This is a genomic window from Cohnella sp. AR92, from assembly GCF_003990975.1.
Taxonomy (GTDB): domain Bacteria; phylum Bacillota; class Bacilli; order Paenibacillales; family Paenibacillaceae; genus Cohnella.
The window spans coordinates 1-18,304 of sequence record NZ_RZJR01000016.1 but is presented as its reverse complement, the minus strand read 5'-3'; the positions used below and the strand labels follow the sequence as shown (position 1 = coordinate 18,304).

At 57.9% G+C, this 18,304-nt stretch carries 13 protein-coding genes, 1 pseudogene and 1 other annotated feature; of the genes and pseudogenes, 8 read left to right on the top strand and 6 right to left on the bottom strand.

Annotated elements, in window-relative coordinates:
- Positions 1 to 108: 108 nt before the first annotated feature.
- Positions 109 to 702, bottom strand: coding sequence for a DNA-directed RNA polymerase subunit delta (rpoE, locus tag ELR57_RS23100; protein WP_126961458.1), 594 nt, complete (start codon positions 700 to 702; stop codon positions 109 to 111).
- 377 nt (positions 703 to 1,079) lie between these two features.
- Here rpoE and ELR57_RS23095 point away from each other — a divergent pair, with 377 nt between their 5' ends.
- Positions 1,080 to 2,228, top strand: coding sequence for a S8 family peptidase (locus ELR57_RS23095; RefSeq protein WP_126961457.1), 1,149 nt, complete (start codon positions 1,080 to 1,082; stop codon positions 2,226 to 2,228).
- A 151-nt stretch (positions 2,229 to 2,379) separates the two neighbouring features.
- Here ELR57_RS23095 and argS read toward each other — a convergent pair whose 3' ends face one another.
- Both argS and ELR57_RS23085 read right to left on the bottom strand, forming a co-directional pair.
- Entirely contained in the window at positions 2,380 to 4,059 is a 1,680-nt protein-coding gene (argS, locus tag ELR57_RS23090) for an arginine--tRNA ligase (protein ID WP_126961456.1), read from the bottom strand.
- Positions 4,056 to 4,490 (bottom strand): YwiB family protein, encoded by a 435-nt coding sequence (locus tag ELR57_RS23085; RefSeq protein WP_126961455.1) that lies wholly within the window; start codon positions 4,488 to 4,490, stop codon positions 4,056 to 4,058. Before ELR57_RS23085 ends, argS begins: the two co-directional genes overlap by 4 nt.
- Positions 4,491 to 4,595: 105 nt before the next feature.
- Positions 4,596 to 4,857, bottom strand: a binding site (T-box leader).
- Between the two features lie 194 nt (positions 4,858 to 5,051).
- Here ELR57_RS23085 and ELR57_RS23080 point away from each other — a divergent pair.
- The 5 genes from ELR57_RS23080 to ELR57_RS23060 all read left to right on the top strand — a co-directional run bounded on the left by ELR57_RS23080 (position 5,052) and on the right by ELR57_RS23060 (position 11,278).
- Positions 5,052 to 6,425, top strand: a complete 1,374-nt coding sequence (locus ELR57_RS23080; protein WP_126961454.1) for a sugar ABC transporter substrate-binding protein — start codon at positions 5,052 to 5,054, stop codon at positions 6,423 to 6,425.
- 85 nt (positions 6,426 to 6,510) lie between these two features.
- Positions 6,511 to 7,401 (top strand): carbohydrate ABC transporter permease, encoded by an 891-nt coding sequence (locus tag ELR57_RS23075; RefSeq protein ID WP_126961639.1) that lies wholly within the window; start codon positions 6,511 to 6,513, stop codon positions 7,399 to 7,401.
- 14 nt (positions 7,402 to 7,415) lie between these two features.
- A complete protein-coding gene (locus tag ELR57_RS23070; RefSeq protein WP_126961453.1) occupies positions 7,416 to 8,243 on the top strand; it encodes a carbohydrate ABC transporter permease in 828 nt (275 codons plus the stop codon).
- Positions 8,244 to 8,327: 84 nt separating this feature from the next.
- Positions 8,328 to 10,112, top strand: a complete 1,785-nt coding sequence (locus ELR57_RS23065; RefSeq protein WP_238162663.1) for a sensor histidine kinase — start codon at positions 8,328 to 8,330, stop codon at positions 10,110 to 10,112.
- The gene (locus ELR57_RS23060; RefSeq protein ID WP_126961452.1) at positions 10,109 to 11,278 is read left to right on the top strand and encodes a response regulator; all 1,170 of its coding nucleotides are present in this window, start codon (positions 10,109 to 10,111) and stop codon (positions 11,276 to 11,278) included. The genes ELR57_RS23065 and ELR57_RS23060 overlap by 4 nt, the downstream gene beginning before the upstream one ends.
- Before the next feature lie 67 nt (positions 11,279 to 11,345).
- Here the strand turns inward: ELR57_RS23060 and ELR57_RS23055 are convergent, their stop codons facing one another.
- The gene (locus ELR57_RS23055) at positions 11,346 to 13,571 is read right to left on the bottom strand and encodes a methyl-accepting chemotaxis protein (RefSeq protein ID WP_126961451.1); all 2,226 of its coding nucleotides are present in this window, start codon (positions 13,569 to 13,571) and stop codon (positions 11,346 to 11,348) included.
- Between the two features lie 326 nt (positions 13,572 to 13,897).
- Positions 13,898 to 14,725, bottom strand: coding sequence for a polyamine aminopropyltransferase (gene speE, locus ELR57_RS23050; protein ID WP_126961635.1), 828 nt, complete (start codon positions 14,723 to 14,725; stop codon positions 13,898 to 13,900).
- A 240-nt stretch (positions 14,726 to 14,965) separates the two neighbouring features.
- Between speE and ELR57_RS23045 the strand changes: the two genes are divergently transcribed.
- Positions 14,966 to 17,080 (top strand): transglycosylase domain-containing protein, encoded by a 2,115-nt coding sequence (locus ELR57_RS23045; protein WP_238162662.1) that lies wholly within the window; start codon positions 14,966 to 14,968, stop codon positions 17,078 to 17,080.
- Positions 17,081 to 17,167: 87 nt separating this feature from the next.
- On the opposite strand, the gene ELR57_RS23040 is transcribed toward ELR57_RS23045, so the two are convergent.
- Positions 17,168 to 17,680 carry a YwhD family protein gene (locus tag ELR57_RS23040; RefSeq protein WP_126961450.1) on the bottom strand — a complete coding sequence of 171 codons (513 nt, stop codon included), beginning with the start codon at positions 17,678 to 17,680 and terminating at the stop codon, positions 17,168 to 17,170.
- A 388-nt stretch (positions 17,681 to 18,068) separates the two neighbouring features.
- Between ELR57_RS23040 and ELR57_RS23035 the strand changes: the two are divergent.
- Positions 18,069 to 18,304: pseudogene (locus ELR57_RS23035) on the top strand (IS110 family transposase); the annotation flags it as partial.

The following is an 18,304-nucleotide window of genomic DNA, read 5'->3' as shown; positions in this document are numbered from 1 at the left end:
AATGGGGGCACTTTTTAATCTTAATGGATCTATGGAAAAGCATGCTCTTAAAGCCCAAGCATAAGTTTAACTTCAGATCCTGCGGGTGTCAAGCCATTACGAGAGGTTCTATTTGTCATCCTCTTCGTCGTCCGAATCGTCGAATTCGTCGTCCTCGAGGTCTTCCTCTTCTCCCGATTCCTCTTCCAGATCCTCGTCGATCTCGGCCTCTTCTTCCTCGTCGATGGCTACTTCCTCGTCGACTTCAGCGGCTTCTTCGCCCTCGTCGAAGATCTCCTCGCGGTCCTCGTCGAACAGATCGAAGCCTTCCTCGTCCGTGGTGAAGCTCTCCTCTTCGTCCTCGCCGTACAGATCGTCGTCGTCCAGATCGTCGTCGTCGTTGATGATCCGCGGACGCTTGCCGGTTCCCGCCACGGCGTCATCGGAACGCTCGACAGGGTACCAGCGCTTCAGGCCCCATACGTTGCTCCCGACGCAAGCGAAACGGCCGTCGATGTTGATCTCCGTGTAGAGCTGAGCGATCACTTCGTCGATCTGCTCCTGGCTGAGGCCTCTAAGCTTGGCCACCTCCATCATAAGATCGCGGTAATAGAACGGGGTATTCGATGCTTTGAGCACCTCGAAAGCGAGGTCGACCATCGGCATCTCCCGAATTTTCTCGTCGTCGAATTTCAGGACGTATTCCGCCACGCTACTGCTCATCCTCTCTTTATGTAAGTAAAAACGCCCTCGGCGTCATTAGTTCCTGCTGCAGGCATCTGTGTCAACCTTTAGTTAACCGCATTTTCTGTAAAAATGCAAGCTTCCCGCCGCTTCTTCCGGGCAAGAACAACGAAAAAACGAAGACGGGTCCGCAAGACGGCGCCTTCGTTTCTCGACTGTACCCCCCGGCCGCTCCTTAAAGGATAGACCGACGTGGCTAAGAGTCTCGCCGGAAACTCTCCCTTCATCCTATGAGGCGTCTCCGGTTTTGACACTGCCTCCCGCCCATTTCGCATGGAATCAGGCCGTTCTCCCATACATGCGGAAGGACGGCCTCATACAATAGGGAAGCACATTCGCCGGGAGGGATCACCGCAGTGGACATGAGCGGCTTGCTGGAATGGCTTAAAGGCTCCCTCTCTTCCTCAGAGAATCGCGCCCGCAGAATCCTACGGTTTCTTCACCCCGAAGAGGAGAAGCTCTTCCTTCAGGAATTGCGCGCCCAACGCAAACACAGTCAATCTCTCCAAGCCGTCAAGCGGCTTGGCATCATTCGCGCCTATACCTGCGCTCTTCCCAGCTTCGAGCTTCCCAAAGCGTTCTCCAACTCCATCGCCTGGGAGGACGACATCCAAGTGACGACCCACGCCCTTCCCCAGGCCAACAAGAGCCGCGCCGGGACGGACAAGGGAATTCCCTGGGGAGTCCGAAGGGTTCGGGCTCCCGAGGCTTGGGGACTCACGACCGGCCACAAGGTCAAGGTAGGCGTGATCGACACCGGGATCGACTTCCAGCATCCCGATCTTCGCCACTCGATCGAACGGGGGATCAACCTGCTGCAGCGGACGATGCCCCCGCATGACGACAACGGGCACGGGACGCATATTGCCGGAACGATCGCCGCCGCCAATCAGCTTCATGGAATGATCGGGGTCTCACCGAGAGCTTCCATCTATCCCGTCAAAGCGTTCGACCAGAACGGTACCGCCTACGTATCCGACATCATCCTCGGGATCGATTGGTGCGTCCGGAACCGGATGGACGTCGTGAACATGAGCTTCGGCATGCGCACCCGAAGCAGAGCCCTGCTGAATGCCGTGACGAACGCCTATCATTCCGGCGTGCTCATCGTCGCCTCCTCCGGCAACGACGGCAAGCGCGGGGAGATCGATTATCCGGCCCGCTACTTGAGCACCGTTGCGGTCGGTGCGACCGATCGGGACGGCCGAATCGCGGAGTTCACCAACCGCAGCAGCCGAATCGACGTGTATGCCCCCGGAGAAAAGATCGATTCCTGCTGGCTGCGAGGCGTGCGGAGGAACATGAGCGGCACTTCGATGGCGACCTCTCACGTCACGGGCGCGATCGCGCTGCTTCTGGCCCATCGGCCGGGCCTAAGCCCCGAGCAGGTGAAGAGCCTGCTGCGCCGATCGACGCGTCCGCTGCGCAACACCAAGTCCCCCCGCACGAGCGGGGAATTGGATATTATGAGGCTCCTTCGCAACGCGAACAAAACAAAGGGCTGACGCCGGTCAGCCCTTGTGCTCGTTTATTGCTTGTCACTTGCTCGTCACTTGCTTGTCACTTGCTTGTTTCTTGCTCGTCACTTGCTCGTTTATTGCTTGTCACTTGCTCGTTACTTGTCCGTTGCTTGTCTTTCCGGTTCGGAAGGACCGATTACATCTTCTCCGGAGCGGATACGCCGACCAGTCGCAGGCCGTTGCCAAGCACGATCTTGAGAGCGGCGAGCAGCTGCAGGCGCGCTTGGCTCTGCTCGGCGTCCTCGGTGATCACGCGCTCCGCGCGGTAATAGCTGTGGAACATCGAAGCCAGCTCGTAGATGTAACGGATCATATGGTGCGGAGCATAGCCTCTCGCCGCGTCCGAGATAACGTCCCGCAGTTCGCCCATCTTGCGGAGCAGCTCGTATTCATGCTCGGCGGCGAGCTTCTCAAGCGGCGCCTCGGACAGGGGAGCCAGCGCGATTCCCTGCTCTTCGGCTTGGCGGAAGATGCTGCAGATCCGGGCATAGGCATATTGGACGTAGAAAACAGGGTTCTCGTTCGAAGTCGATACCGCGAGGTCCATGTCGAAGTCCAAGTGGGAATCCATGCTGCGCATCGTGAAGAAGTAGCGGATGGCGTCGACTCCGACTTCGTCCATCAGGTCCTCGATCGTGATAGCCTTGCCGGTCCGCTTGGACATCTTCACCTTCTCGCCGTTCTGGAACAGGCTGACCATCTGGGCGATCAACACCTTGAGCTTCTCCGGGTCGTTGCCGAGCGAAGCCATCGCCGCCTTCACCCGCGGAATGTAGCCGTGATGGTCCGCTCCCCAGATGTTGATCATCTGATCGAAGCCGCGTCCGTACTTATTCATATGATAAGCGATGTCCGGCGTCAGATAAGTGTAGCTGCCGTCGTTCTTGACGAGAACGCGGTCCTTGTCGTCCCCGTGCTTCGTCGTCTCCAGCCAGACGGCGCCGTCTTGCTCGTATACGGCTCCTTGCGCTTTCAAGGCATCCAGAGCTTCGATAACGAGGCCCTTCTCATAGAGGGAAGTCTCGCTGAACCAGACGTCGAAGCTGACGCCGAAACGCCCGAGATCGCGCTTGATCTTATCCAGTTCCTTCTCCAGCCCGTAGCTGCGGAAGTATTGGAACCGTTCCTCTTCCGGCAGTTCCAGCAGCTTATCGCCTTGCTGCTCGGCCAGCTCCTTCGCGAAGCCGACGATATCCTCTCCGTGGTAGCCGTCTTCCGGCATCTCCGCTTGCTGGCCCAGAGCCTGGCGGTAACGAGCCTCGATGGAGCGTGCGAGGTTGGCGACTTGGTTGCCCGCGTCGTTGATGTAGTACTCGCGGGTCACTTCATATCCGGCGAAATCCAGGATGTTGGCGAGCGCGTCGCCGACCGCGGCTCCGCGCGCATGGCCCAGGTGCAGGCTTCCCGTCGGATTCGCGCTCACGAACTCAAGCTGAACCTTGCGGCCTTGGCCGTCAGGAACGGCGCCGTAGCGGTCGCCCTTCGCGAGCACCTCCCCGATGACCGGGTACAGATAGCCTTTGTCGAGACGGAAGTTAATGAAGCCGGGACCGGCGATCTCGGCCGAGAGAATCGAGGCTTTCTCGCGATTCAGGTTCTCCAGGATCCCTTCCGCGATCTGACGCGGATTCTTCTTCGCGAGCTTCGTCAGCTGCATCGCCGCGTTCGTCGCCAGGTCTCCGTGCGACTTATCCTTCGGCACCTCGATGACGAATTCCGGCAATTCCTCCCTGGCGACGAAACCGGCGGCAACCGCCGCGTCTCCGATCGCTTCCTTCACTTGCTTGTACAGGCGTTCCAATACATATTCGCTCATGAATCTTTATCCTCCCATAGGAGCAGCCGCAGATCGAAGCGGTCTGCTTGCTCATCGTTTACCCATAGTTCGTATTGCCATTCAATCGACAGCGCCGGCCCTTCTCCGCCCCTCATCTCCCACTTCAGCTCGGAGGTCTCCATCTCCAGGTAAAGCCTGCCCGCGGGAGAAGAATACCAACCGATCGTTCGCTGCCCCAGCCGGAAGCGCTGCTCGGCCTCGACCTCTCCGTGCCGCAGCAGGGTCAAGCCCGTCTCCTCCAGCTTGAAGGTTACCGAGCATCGTCCTCTGTCCTCGTCGATCTCATCGTACTTAATATAGTAAGAATTGGATTTCGGATACAGCATTCCGCGATATTCGGCGACGCTGGCGCCTTCCGGGCGGCGGCTATGCAGCTCGATCCGGACCCGCTTCGGTTCCGATCCGTTCATCGCATGGATTCAACTCCTTCCTTCGCAAGCCCTCGCATGGAGACGCGGCATGGCAACGCTCGCCCTCGGAGTCTCCTTAGAAGACAACAAAAAATCCGTCTCTTCTAAAGAGACGGATGGGATCCGCGGTGCCACTCTTCTGAATGTCGCTTTAATCGCTAGCAAACCTGATGCAGGCTAGCCTGATCTTAAGCGGCATTCTCTCGATCGGATAACGGCTTTAACCGGATTCCCCTACTTCGGCGGACGCCGAGCTCTGGGAATCAACTCCCGGGTGCGCTTCCCTTACGATATCGTACCGGCTTCCACCGCCCCGGCTCGCTGCAACGACGCTTTCGTAAGGTACTCTCCCGATCCATGCAGATGGGGTATGTTATTCCACCATTATAGGCCATCATTAGGAAAAAGAAAAGGCGAGCTCCGCCCAAAGCGCCTCCGACAGGAGAAACTTGGAGAATAAAATCTTGAAAAAGCAAACCTCAAATATAAAATTAGACTCATTGTTGGTTGGTGAAAGCTGATGAATAATGAGGATACATCCGAAACAAGGGGGATATTCAATTGGATAACAAATTGAAGAAAGCACTTTCAATCGCAGCAGCCGGAGCGCTGACCTTGAGCCTCGCCGCCTGCGGCAACAACGACAATTCGAGCAAGAACGGCGGCGACGCCGCGGCAAGCCCATCCTCCTCGGCAAGCTCCGCTCCTTCCGCGAGCGCCAGCTCCGGCGAGAAGGTAACGTTGACGTTCCAGAACATCTACGTCGACCCGAACACTCCGACTTACAAGACGGCTCATCAAATCGTCGATCAATACCAGAAGGATCATCCGAATATCAAGATCGAGTTCGACTCGCTCAATACGGACCAACAGAAACAGAAGCTGAAGACGCAGGCGAACGCCAAGGAGATCCCGGACATCACCATGGTGAACCCGGCTGCTCAGATGAAGCCGTTCGTCGACGCCAACCTTTTCGTTCCGCTGAACGACGTGGTAGAGAAGAATGGCCTGAAGGACACTTATCAATCCGGCCTTCTCGATTATTATAGCTTCAACGGCAACGTGTACGCGCTGCCGGACGGCAACAACATCGAAGTCGTCTACTACAACAAGGACTTGTTCGCGCAAGCCGGCATCTCCAACCCTCCGGCGACGTTCGACGAGCTGCTTGCCGACGTGAAGGCGCTTAAAGAGAAGGGAATCATCCCGATGGCCATCGGCGAGAAGGATACCTGGACCGGCTCCTTCATCTTCATGAACATCCTGCTCCGCACGAACGGCGGCCCTGGCTTCTTGAAAGACGTCGTTGACGGCAAGAAGACGTTCGAAGATCCGGCATTCGTCGATGCCGTTTCGAAGTTCCAAGACCTGATTCAAGCCGGCGCATTCGAAGAAGGCGCAACTTCGCTCGACGTCGACACCGGCCGCTCGCTCTTCACTTCCGGCAAGGCCGCCATGTACATGCTCGGTTCCTGGGAGACGGGAACGATCGACGCTTCCGAAGTCGGCCCGAAGGTCGCGGCGTTCCAATTCCCGACCGTCGGCGGCAAGGGCGACCCGAACCAATTCATGCTCGCGCCGGGAACGGCCTTCGCTATCGCGGCTAACAGCAAGCACATCGAAGAAGCTAAGGACTTCCTGAACTACTTCACTCTTAACTTCCCGAAAGTGCAGTTCGAGCTGAAGAACGCGGTCGGCCTTCCGCAGAAGGTGGACGGCGACATGAAGGCGGCCGGCTACTCCGATCTCGCCATCAGCGTTGCGGATCTGTTCGGCAAAGTCAACGGCGGCGACATCTCCTTCGACAACACGATGAACCCTGCCGTCTCCCAAGTTCACCTGAACAGCCTGCAGAACATGTTCGTGCAGAAGGTCGATCCTGCGCAGGTAGCCAAGGAACATCAAGCCGCTTATGAAGCGAACAAAGACCAGTAAAATTCAGCACAATCGGTAACCGGGATGCGGAGGAGCGATGAGCTCCTTCGCCTTTCGGCTTCCGGAAGCAACGGAGGCGACGACCTTGAACGTACTCAAAGTATCCAAAACGGCGATCGGCATCTTCATTCTGCCGGCCTTGATCCTGTATGTCGGAATCGTATTCGTCCCGATCCTGGTCTCTTTCTATACGGGGATGCTCAATTGGAACGGGATCGGCGAATCGAAGTTTGTCGGTTTCGAGAATTACAAGGACATTCTATTCAACGACAACCTGTTCTGGCCGGCCGCGCGCCGAACGCTGCTCTACGCCGTCGCATCGATGATCGAAATTCCTTTCTGCTTGATGATGGCCGTTCTTCTTAATCGGTATGTTCGCAAAGCGAATACGCTGGTCTCCATCTACTTCACTCCGGTCATTCTGTCCGTCGTCGTTATCGGACAGCTGTGGAAGACGATTTACAACCCGACCTCCATGGGCGGCATGCTTAACCAATTCCTGATCAACATCGGCCTTGACAGTTGGACTCACACCTGGCTCTCCGAGACGAACATCGCGATCTATTGCATCTACTTCGTATCGCTGTGGCAGTATTTCGGCTACCACCTGCTGATTCAATTCACCGGCGTTCAAAACATTCCCAACGAAATCTATGAAGCGGCTAAGATCGACGGAGCGGACGGCTTCAAGGCAGACCGCTACATCACGCTCCCGATGATCGTCCCGATCTTTAAAATATCGATCGTGCTTGCCTTTATCGGATCGCTGCAATCGTTCGACATGATCTGGGTCATGACCGGCGGCGGACCCGCGCATGCGACGGACACCATCGCCACCTACATGTACACCAGCTCGTTCCTGTCCCAGAAGTTCGGCTACGGAAGCGCGCTCGCATCGCTTCTTGTCGTTCTCTGCTTGGTCATCACCGTCGTCATCAATACCGTCTTGAATAAAGTCGATAAGAAGTTCAGTTAAGGAGGACGAACGACATGAAATTCACTCTTGGCAAAGGACTCGTCTTCCTGCTGATCGGCATCCTGGTCGTCACGCAGCTGTATCCGCTGATCTGGCTGTTCCTGTATTCCTTGAAGACGAACGACGAGATCCTAAGCGGCAAGTTCTTCGCTTTGCCGAAGGTTTGGCAATGGCACAACTACGAGGCCGCCTATCAGGCCGGCCATTATCTCAAATATCTCGTCAACAGCGTCAAGGTAACCGCCATCACGCTCATTCTGGTCATTCTGCTCAGCTCGATGGTCGCCTACGCCATCTCCCGCTTCAAGATGCGCGGCGGCCAAGTCATCATGCTCATCTTCGTGGTCGGCATGATGATCCCGCTCCAATCGACGCTGCTGCCTCTGATGAAGATCTTCAGCCCGCTTCACATGCTGAATACGCATTGGTCGCTGATTATCCCTTATATCGCCTTCCAGCTGCCGATCGCGATCTTTATCCTGAGCGGGTTCATGAGATCCATCCCGACCGAGATCGAGGAATCCGCCTTCATCGACGGAGCGAGCGTGTACCGCATCTTTCGCTCGATCATTCTGCCGATTACGGTTCCTCCCGTCATGACCGTCTGCATCCTGACATTCATCACGATCTGGAACGAATACGTCATGGCCGCCACGTTCATCTCGTCCGATAGGCTGAAGACGCTGCCGTTCGGGATCTACTCGTTCGTCAGCCAATACAGCGTCAACTACGGCAACATCGGGGCCTTCATGGTCATGGGCGCGGCACCGGTCATTCTGCTATACTTTGTGTTATCCAACCGGATCACCAAAGGAATGGTCGCCGGAGCCGTCAAAGGATAATTCCGCTTCGCCGGCGGGTAGGCAAGAAGGCGCCGGCCCCCTGCGGGCCGGGCGGCTCAGCCGCGGAAGGAGAAGAAGGCCGTCGTGGCAAGAAGCCAGCATTCCATCAGCTTTAGGCTGTTCCTGTTATTCGTTTTCTGCATGACGGCCATCCTGCTCATCATCAGCTTCCTATTCTATAATCGTACGATTATTCAATACCACGAGAAGCTGACCACCCTTACGCAGAAGAACGTCTCGCAGACCGACGCCCTGTTCGACCTTCTGCTTCGGGGCTACGACAGCTTGTCGAAATCCATCAGCTCTAATATGGACTTGATTCGCCTTCTGCAGGAGAAGCCGACCAATCCGACCATCGACATCATTAACGAGCGCTCGATCACCAATATGATCGGCGCTATTTACTATTCTAGACAGGACGTGATCGGCATCCACGTCATGAGCTCCAGCGGGAGGACCTATAGCTACGGAAACGCCATGAGCGTCGTCTCCCCGGGCTTCCAGAAGTCCGCCCCTTATGCCAAGATCGTAGCGGCCGCCGGCAAGCTCTCCTGGATCGGCGTATCCGAATCTTCGATTATCGACAACAACGAGGAGCGGCCCGTATTCGCCTTCGGGCGGCTTATTTACGACTTCAATGAGCACACCCCTATCGGCATCGTCCTGATCGAAGTGCAGCCGCAGCCCATTCTTGACGCCATGGATAACCTCAAGCTGGGCGAGCACAGCGAGATTTACCTGCAATCGGACCAAGGCAACCTGCTTGCCTCTTCGGTTCCGGAAGTGTTGGAGATTCCGCAACCGATCCTCAGCCAGCCCGCTCCGAAGAGCGAGCAGGACGTCGTCACCCGCAATGTGGGCCGCAATCTCCTAGTCGCCTCCAAGCTTCCGTTCGGCGGTTGGACGATCTGGAGCCTGACGCCGAACGCGGATCTCGACGTCGAATTGAACCGCACGAAGCGCTTCTTGTTCATAGCCGTGCCGGCGCTCATCGTCGTCTCCGCCTTGATCGCTTCGCTCATCTCCCGTACGATCTCCTCGCCGCTCAAGCGGATGATCCGGGAGATGAAGAAGGTGGAGAGCGGCGACTTCGACAGCATGCTCAAGCTGACCTCCTACCGGGAGATCAATCAATTGGCAGCCTCCTTCAACCGGATGGTCTTGCGGATCTCGGAGTTGATCGAGCGAGTGAAGGAATCGTCGGTCAGCGAGAAGAACGCGGAGCTGCACGCTCTGCAGACTCAGGTGAACCCGCACTTCCTCTACAACACGCTGGACATGATCTATTGGATGCTGGACGAGAAAGGCGACGAGAGGCTTGGCGAGGTCGTGCTCGCCTTGTCGCGGATGTTCCGGTACAGCAGCCATTGGGATGACGGCATGGAGGTCACCTTGCGGGAAGAGCTGGAGCAGATCGACAATTACCTGACGATTATCAAGACCCGGTTAGGCGGCCGCTTGACGGTCGCCATCGAGATCGACGAACGTTGGAAGGAATTCAAGCTGCCCAAAATGACGCTGCAGCCGATCATCGAGAATGCCGTGAAGCACGGCCTGGAGCCGTTGGAGCCGCTGAACCGGCCGGGCGAGCTGCGCGTATACGCGGAAGAAAGCGCGCGCCAATGGCGCCTGATCGTCAAGGACAACGGCGTCGGCATGACCGAAGCCGATCTGCAGCGTCTTATCAACGCCGTGCAGCGCAGGCAAGACGACGGCGAAAGCGTCGGCGGAATCGGAGTTACGAACCTTCAACGCCGCTTGCAGCATATGTACGGCGAAGCCTACGGCATTCGGGTGGAGAGCTCGGAAGGAGAAGGAACGACCGTCATCCTCGAGCTCCCCCTTCCCCTGAAAGGAGATAATCAATGAATATCCTGATCGTGGACGACGAGAGCGTCATTCGGGAAGGCATCAAGCGGACTCTCGAACAGAGCCAGGGCGGGTTTGGCATCTATGTCGCAGCTTCCGCGGATGAAGCGGCCAAAATCATGGAACGGGAGCCGATCGACATCGTGCTCACCGACATTCTGCTGCCGGGCATGAACGGTTTGGAGTTCATGAAGGTGTCCCAGGGCAAGCACCCCTTCGTCCGCTGGGTCGTTATCTCCGCGCACTCCGAGTTCGCTTACGCCCAGAAAGCGGTCAAACTCGGAGCGCGCGACTACATCCTGAAGCCCATCGGCAAGAAAAACCTGCTGAAGCTCATCCGTTCCTTAACGGAGGAGATCGGGAAGGAACGGGCGTTCACTCGCGAAGAGGAATTCATGCGCACAAGCCTCAAATACCTCCGCGAAGCCGTCTTCCAGAGACTGGCGGCAGGCCTCGACATCGGCAAGCTCGACCTCAGCCCGTTCATGGAGGCGCATCCGCGGTTCCGCCTCGTCATGGTCACCATGGATGCGGGAAGCAAGAACGTGCACCTGGAGCACTTCATTATCGACAACGTGCTCACCGAGCTGATCGGACTCCACGGGACCGGCTTCGTCTCCAGCTTCGACCGGCAGAGCCTCCTCGGCCTCGTCACCCTGCGCCCCGAGAGCGAGGCGGACGCTTTGGTCGGGGAGCTGAAGGATCACTTGAAGCATTATCTGAAGATCCCGTTCCAGGTGCTCCTCTCCGACGAGCTGACGGACTTCAAGCGGGTCCCTCAGGTCGTAGGCCAGTTCCGCCAGGCTTCCGCGTCCGGCACCTACGTTGCGCTGGAGGGAGGACGGGATACCTCCATCGAGGTCGCCCTTCACTTTATCAACGCCCATTTTCACGAGGATTTGTCGCTGGAGAAGGTCGCCTCGACCGTCTTCCTGAACCCGATCTACTTCAGCCAGCTCTTCAAGCAGAAGACGGGGCAAGGGTATAAGGAGTACGTCATCTCCCTGCGCATGGAGCAGGCGAAGAAGCTGCTCGGCAATCCGAACCTGAAGCTGGCCGACATCGCCGAACGTATCGGCTATCAGGACGTCCGGCACTTCACGCAGGTGTTCCGGAAGAAATTCGAGATGACGCCGACCGAATACCGCTCCCGCCCCTCCACTTGACCGCCGCAAACCAAGAGCCCTGCCTTCGATGGCAGGGCTCTTGGTTTATACTCGCAATAGCTTGAAGCTATCTCTGGCGAGTCTCCGTCAGATGGAATTGCCCCACCAGCTGCTGCAGGAAGGAGGTAATCCCTTCCACCGTATTCGAAGTATGCCGGACTCCGTGGATGTCTCCCGTGAGCTCCTGCAGCTTGGCTTCGACCTCGGTCGAGATCGCCCGGTTCTCCATGCTGACGGCCGCGATCTTCTCCATCAGAGCGACGACCTCGTCGACGACCTGCGTCTTGAGGGAATCCTCCGCCTTCGCGGACCCGAGCGTCTCCGAGGCAACGGCCACGAGCTCCGTGCCTTCCGCGACCACTTTCGTCCCCTCTTCCATCGACTCGTACGCATTCTGAGCGTGATCGTAGATTTTCCCCACGATGCCGTGCACCTCTTCCGTCGACCTGCGGGTCATATCCGCCAGCTTGCGGATCTCGGCAGCGACGACGGCGAAGCCTCGGCCATGCTCGCCGACCCGGGCCGCCTCGATCGAAGCGTTCAGGGCGAGCAGGTTCGTCTGGGCGGAGATCTCCTCGATGACCTGAAGAACGCCGCGTATCTCGTTCGCGGTGTCCATGAAGATCCGGATCGATTCGTTCGTCTGCGCGACCCGGGACGAGATATGGGACATCTTGTCCCCGATGCGCTCGACCTCCCCTTGCGCGATCGCGATCTGGGCGGACGCCTTCTCTTCCAGCATGAGCAGCGTCTGGCGCATCCCGCCCGTGACATCCTTGGCGACGTCGATGTCCTTGAGCTGCCTTCGGATGCTTCGGATCATATCGTGGACCCGGCCGCTTACCTTCTCGGTCGTCACGGCGGTCGTCGCCGTCGATTCGTTCAACTGGCGCTGGCTGGAGGATACGTCGGTCGAAGCGGACTTGACCCGCAGCATGATCCCCTCGAGGGAATCGATCATATTGTTGATCCACTTCGCCAGCTCGCGGGTCTCGTCGTTGCCGAACGCTCCGGCGTCGATCCGCTGGGTCAGATCGCCCTTGCCTTCCGCGTTGATGCGGATAAAGCGGTTGAGGCTTCTTAGCGGCTCGACAATATGCTTGCGGCTCCGTCTTCGAAGCAGGCTGGCGGAAACGGCGCCGCCGATAACGCTCAGAAGAAGGGTCATCAGCGCCGTCAGGAACGGAGACAGCTTATCGGCCGCGAAATAAACAGCCGCTGCCGCAACGATCCCGAACAGGCTCCATTGCGCCAACTGAGGCCGCGCTTGCCGCAGCGAGACGCTGCGAAGGCGGTAGACCTCCTCGAGATCGCCTTCGCACATCATGCCCCATACATCCGGGCAATGCGGAAGCTGGAAGGTAACGCCCTTCCCGATGACGGGAATATGGCGGTAATCGGAATAGCCCGGAAACTCGACGAACAGATTGCTGCCGTTGCGGATCGTATTCGCAACCCCGGGATGAAGCTCTCCCGTCGCCGGGTCGGTGAACATGATCTCCAGTTCGGTATGCTCCTTGACCGACACCGCTCCCCAGTCCGTCTTGACCCCGTCCTTCAGATTCTCTCCGTGGGTGAAGGTCCTGTCCTCAAAGCGGCTTCTCGACAAAGCCGTTCCCGGCGCGATGTGAGCGTTCAGAACGGGCTTGGCCATGAACAGGTAGTTGTCGCCGGAATCGGGGTAGACATGCCCGGATTCCCGTTGGATCAGGTCTCCGATCACGTCGTTCGGAACGCGTCCGCACAAGGTTCCGAGCGGCTCCCCGTTCGCTCCGGCTATCGGAAGCAAGAAAAGAAGCGTCATCTTGTCATGGAAGGAAGAGGAGCGCGAACCGATCTCCTTCGTCAGATTGTCCGCATAGGGACCGAACAGGCAAGGCCGCGGCTTCTTACCGTCTCCGGCCGAATATTGCAAGCCCGAAGACAGGATAGAGTCCGCTCCGTAGCTCATCCCCTTGTGCGGGAGGTGAGTCGAGTAGATCACCAAGCCTGTCCGATCAAGCAGGAACAGCTCGGTGAAGTCGGAGCCTCTCGCGTACGCGTCCCCGAATAACCGGTTCCATTCTTCTTTGTTCTCGGCCCCGTCCAAGACGGACGCTCCTCCAATGGACTGGAGCTGATCGCGCAATCTCTCCAGATAGCGCCAATACTCGCTTGTCCAATCCTTGAGAATGTCCATCCGGGTCTCGGCTATCCCTTCGAAGATGTCCTCTACGTCCTGCTTGGTCGAAGCGTTTAGACGATACGACCACCATAGCGGCAACCCTTTTCTCCATCCCAGCCAGTCAAACATGACGTTTCCCCCCACCACTGCGATGTCTAAGTTTGTCAGCTATTGTATCATAAGAATTAGTCGTTTTGTCTCATAAATATGAAAAAAGTGGGTGAAAATTCGACTTTTGTTTGTGATATTGCGATATTTTGGGTCATTCTAGTAACTTTTCGACGTTGAAAACGTGAAATAACCGAACATTATCCCCACCCCTCCGGTTCATCCGTGCAAAAAATGCGACCATTCTCACAGAAAACCTCACATGCCTCCAAGCCCTATTTTCCGCAAAAGACAAAAAAGCCCCGGACCGCCCGACAGGGGGCAGTACCGGAGCCGATCGTCCGAACTTACTTCGTTAGATCCTCGACGAACTTGGGCAGCGCGAAGGCCGCATGGTGCACGCGAGGCGTGTAATACTTCGTGTCCAGCTCGGGAATATCCTCGATCTTCACGTTCAGCGGGTCATGCTTCTTGCTTCCCATCGTGAACGTCCACAGGCCGCTCGGGTAGGTCGGAATGTTAGCCGCATACACGCGGACGATCGGGAACACTTCCTTGACGTCGCGGTTGACGCTCCGGATCAGCTCGGCCTTGAACCAAGGATTGTCCGTCTGCGCGACGAACAGCCCGTCTTCCTTCAGCGATTCGAAGATGCCTTGATAGAAGCCGCGGGTGAACAGGTGAACCGCGGGCCCCACCGGCTCCGTCGTATCCGCCAGAATGACGTCGTACGTATTCTTGTGATCGTGAATGTGCTTGAAGCCGTCATCCACTTGCACCGACACGCGCGGGTCCTCCAGCTTGCCGGCGATGGAAGGAAGGTATTGCTTCGAGTATTCGATCACCTTGCCGTCGATGTCGACGAGAACGGCTTGCTTGACCTTCGGATGCTTCAGCACCTCGCGGATGACCCCTCCGTCTCCGCCTCCGACGACGAGGACTTTCTCCGGATTCGGGTGCGTGAACAGCGCCGGATGCGTGACCATCTCGTGATAGACGAATTCGTCGCGAACCGTCGTCATGACCATGCCGTCCAGCACGAGCATGTTGCCCCACTCTTCCGTCTCGATCATGGCGAGCTCCTGGAAGTCCGTCTGCTCATGAACGTAGGTCTGCTTGATTTTCGCCGTGATGCCGAAATTCTCGGTTTGCTTCTCCGTGTACCACAGTTCCATCGAGGACATGAATGCAACCCTTCTCTCGCATAAGAATGAACCGCCCCGCCGGGCGGAAGGAGTGCGCGTTCGCGCGTGAGATCTGCCTAATGGACCAAACAAGTTGTATTATATGTTATCGCTCATGAATTGCAACCGGATCGCCGTCGCGCCGAGAGGGGAATAAGCGAAGCTCCGCTCTTCCATAATAAGGGGTGTAAGACAATTCCCTGTCAACTGGAGGAAAAGGAGGAGTCCACCATGAGCGGACCGCATACGGAGACCGATAACTTCCCTAACCTGCAGGCGCAGCTTAACGAAGAGATTGTCGACATGTCCCGGGAAATGACCGGAACCGTCGTCAAGCGAAGCTTGTCCGCCCGGGCCAGCCGTTGGCTCTGGCTGCTCGCCACCGCCTTCTCGCTCTTCGTCCTTGCCGCCGCCTCATTGGCCGCCTTCATCCAGTTCGTTCCGCTCCCCGTCGCCTCTATTCCGCAATCGACCACGATTCTCGACTCGGAAGGCAACGTGCTGGCCGCCCTGCAGGGCGGCGTCAATCGAAGGACCGTCGCCCTGCGCCAGATCTCGCCGTGGCTGATCAAAGCGACGATCGCGACGGAGGACCGCCGCTTCTACGAGCATGCCGGGCTTGACGTGCGGGGCTTGCTCCGCGCGGCCGCGGTGGACGTGCGGCATCTCTCCAAGGAACAGGGTGCCAGCACCTTGACGCAGCAGCTTGCCCGCAACCTCTATCTCTCGCACGAACGCACCTGGAACCGCAAGCTGAAGGAAGCCTGGTACGCCGCCAAGCTGGAGCAGAGCTTCTCCAAGGACGAGATTCTCGAGATGTACTTGAATCAGATCTATTACGGCCACGGAGCTTATGGCGCGGAAGCGGCGTCTTTGCTCTACTTCGGCAAGCACGCCAGCGAGCTGAATCTCGCGGAGAGCGCCATGCTGGCTGGCATTCCGAAGGGCCCGCGCTATTATTCGCCGCATCTTCATTACGAGCAAGCCAAAGCCCGTCAAGCGACCGTGCTCCAGACGATGCAGGAGACCCGTTACATCAGTCCCGCGCTTGCCTCGAAGACCAAACGGGAAGAAGTCGTCATTCAACCTCTTCCGAAGGACAAAGGGCAGCTCGCCCCTTACTTCGTCGATTACGTGAGGAAGCTCACGGCGCAATATCTCGGGACCGACGAGAAGCTCCTGAGCGAAGGAGGCCTGCAGATCGTCACCACGCTGGACAGCCGCGTTCAGAAGGCGGCGGAGGCGGCAATCGGCCGTCAGCTTCCGGAGAACGGCGAGCTGCAGGCGGCACTGGTGTCGATAGACCCCGCCACCGGATACATCAAGGCGATGGTCGGAGGACGGAATTACGGCCAGAATCAATTCAACCGCGTCTTCGCCACGACCCGCCAGCCGGGCTCTTCCTTCAAGCCTATCCTATACGCGGCGGCCCTCGGGGAGAAAACCGTCACCGCCGCGACCCGCTTCCGCAGCGAGCCGACCCAATTCTATTACGACGACTACCGGAAGGTGTATCGGCCGAGCAACTTCAACGACCGCTACTTCAACGGGGAGATCGGCCTGAGGCAGGCCATTCGCTCGTCGGACAACATCTATGCGGTCAACACGATCATGCAGGTCGGTCCGGAAGAGGTCATCCGCATGGCCCGCAGGCTGGGCATCACCTCCCGGCTGAACGCCGTTCCCTCTCTCGCCCTGGGAACCTTCCCGGTAAGCCCGTTCGAGATGGCGTCCGCCTACTCCGCTTTCGCGGGTGGGGGCAGCCGCACGGAGCCGGTCGCCATTCTGCGCATCGCGGACCGGAACGGACGCATTCTCTACTCGGCGAAGCCTCGCCGGGAGCAGGTCATGTCTCCCGCACTGGCTTACGTGCTGAGCGACCTGATGAGAAGCGTGTTCGACACCGGCGGCACCGCGCATCGGGTCGCCCACCTGCTGAACCGCCCCGTCGCGGCCAAATCGGGCACCACGCCTTCCGACGCGTGGTTCGTCGGCTATACGACGGAGCTGGCGACCTCCGTCTGGGTCGGCTACGACCGGGGCAGAACCATCACGCAGAGCGAAGCTCACCGCGCGGCGCCGATCTTCGCCGAGTTCATGGAGAAGGCGCTGTCGAACGTCGCTCCCCATCCCTTCCTCCCGCCGGAAGGCGTCGTGCAGACCTACGTCGACTCCTCGACGGGGCTGCTGGCGACGGCCGACTGTCCGGAGCATCGGGTGCTGGAGCCGTTCCTCGCGGGCACGGAGCCGACCGAGAGCTGCGCTCCCGCAGGCAGCGTCCGCATGGAGGAAGAGAAAGGCCCAAGCCGCTGGTGGAAGAAGCTGCGCATCTGGTGGAAGAACTAGCCGGCGCGGGACCCCCGATAGAAAAAAGCCCATGAACCGCCTCCGGGCGATGCATGGGCTTTCTATCTTGCTCTTAAGAAGCGAGCCTTAAGCGAGAAGATCCTTGAACTCTTGCGGCGAATGGTCCCACCACTCCTGGTTATGCTCCTTCAGGAGCTTGACGAGCGCGGCTTTCTCCTCCGGACCGATGTTGTCGAGGATGTACTTGCGCTTGATCGCGCGGTCGAGACGGTTCACGTGGTCGGCGAGGATTTTCCAGCCGCGGCGCGCTTCCGTGTCGATCAGCATCTCGCAGGATGCGGCCCCCGCGTAGTAGCTCCCCTGCTCGTCGCGGTCGACCGCGACCCAGACGATCCAGGCCGGGCGGCCGTTCGGAACGTCTTCCTTGTTCGCCGAGAACTTGATGCCTCTCTCGATCTTGCTCTTCGCATGCATCGCGCCGACGTCGATGTAGGCCTCGCCTTGGTCGATGATGATGCAGGCGACCTGGCTCAGGTCGATGCTTCCCGCCCCGAAGCCCTTGTGCTGCTTATTGCTGACGACGTTCAGAGACAGCTTCTTCTTCTCCGGCGCCGGTTGCTGTTGTTGTTCGTTGTCCATGCGACTGAACCTCCATTCTGTTCCATAGACACATTTTAGCGAAAAACGCTTGGAAAAGCGATGATCTGGAAACAAACTTCCGAAGCTTGACATAAGTTAACCGATCCCGGCCCCCGACAACCCCGCCCTCGTCCGGCGGGGCTTTTCGTATTATTAGGTCAGCCAGAGATTTCTGGTTGGCCTATTTTTGTGGTCGTTCTATGATGGCGGTAGCCGGGAGAACGTCGGGCTTTTAGGGACATCGATCCCGTACTAAAAACTGTTCTCCCACTACCTCCAATGACCATGTTTGAGCTGGTTGGGGCAATTGACCTCGTATCACAAGCGAAGCTATGGGTTTGGAACCATCGTGGGATTGCCGGCTAGATTTACATCAGGAGGAGCTGACATGGAACCGGTTATCGGATTGGATGTTGCGAAAGGATTTAGCGTATTACAAGCGTTCACGAAGCGTGGTGAGGCGTACGGGAAACCGGAAACCATTCGACATGCCGGTGGACTTGAAAGGCTAGACCATATCATTCGTCAGTTAGAAGAGCAAACAGATATCAAGCCCGTTGTTATTTTGGAAGCAACCGGACATTACCATCGGGTGGTTGTAGCCTATTTGCAGCAGATGAATAT

Excerpts from the sequence above, each read along its gene's own strand:
- rpoE (WP_126961458.1), bottom strand. The coding sequence starts at position 702 with ATGAGCAGTAGCGTGGCGGAATACGTCCTGAAATTCGACGACGAGAAA.
- argS (WP_126961456.1), bottom strand. The coding sequence starts at position 4,059 with ATGAGCGAATATGTATTGGAACGCCTGTACAAGCAAGTGAAGGAAGCG.
- ELR57_RS23085 (WP_126961455.1), bottom strand. The coding sequence starts at position 4,490 with ATGAACGGATCGGAACCGAAGCGGGTCCGGATCGAGCTGCATAGCCGC.
- ELR57_RS23070 (WP_126961453.1), top strand. The coding sequence starts at position 7,416 with ATGAAATTCACTCTTGGCAAAGGACTCGTCTTCCTGCTGATCGGCATC.
- ELR57_RS23060 (WP_126961452.1), top strand. The coding sequence starts at position 10,109 with ATGAATATCCTGATCGTGGACGACGAGAGCGTCATTCGGGAAGGCATC.
- ELR57_RS23055 (WP_126961451.1), bottom strand. The coding sequence starts at position 13,571 with ATGTTTGACTGGCTGGGATGGAGAAAAGGGTTGCCGCTATGGTGGTCG.
- speE (WP_126961635.1), bottom strand. The coding sequence starts at position 14,725 with ATGGAACTGTGGTACACGGAGAAGCAAACCGAGAATTTCGGCATCACG.
- ELR57_RS23045 (WP_238162662.1), top strand. The coding sequence starts at position 14,966 with ATGAGCGGACCGCATACGGAGACCGATAACTTCCCTAACCTGCAGGCG.
- ELR57_RS23040 (WP_126961450.1), bottom strand. The coding sequence starts at position 17,680 with ATGGACAACGAACAACAACAGCAACCGGCGCCGGAGAAGAAGAAGCTG.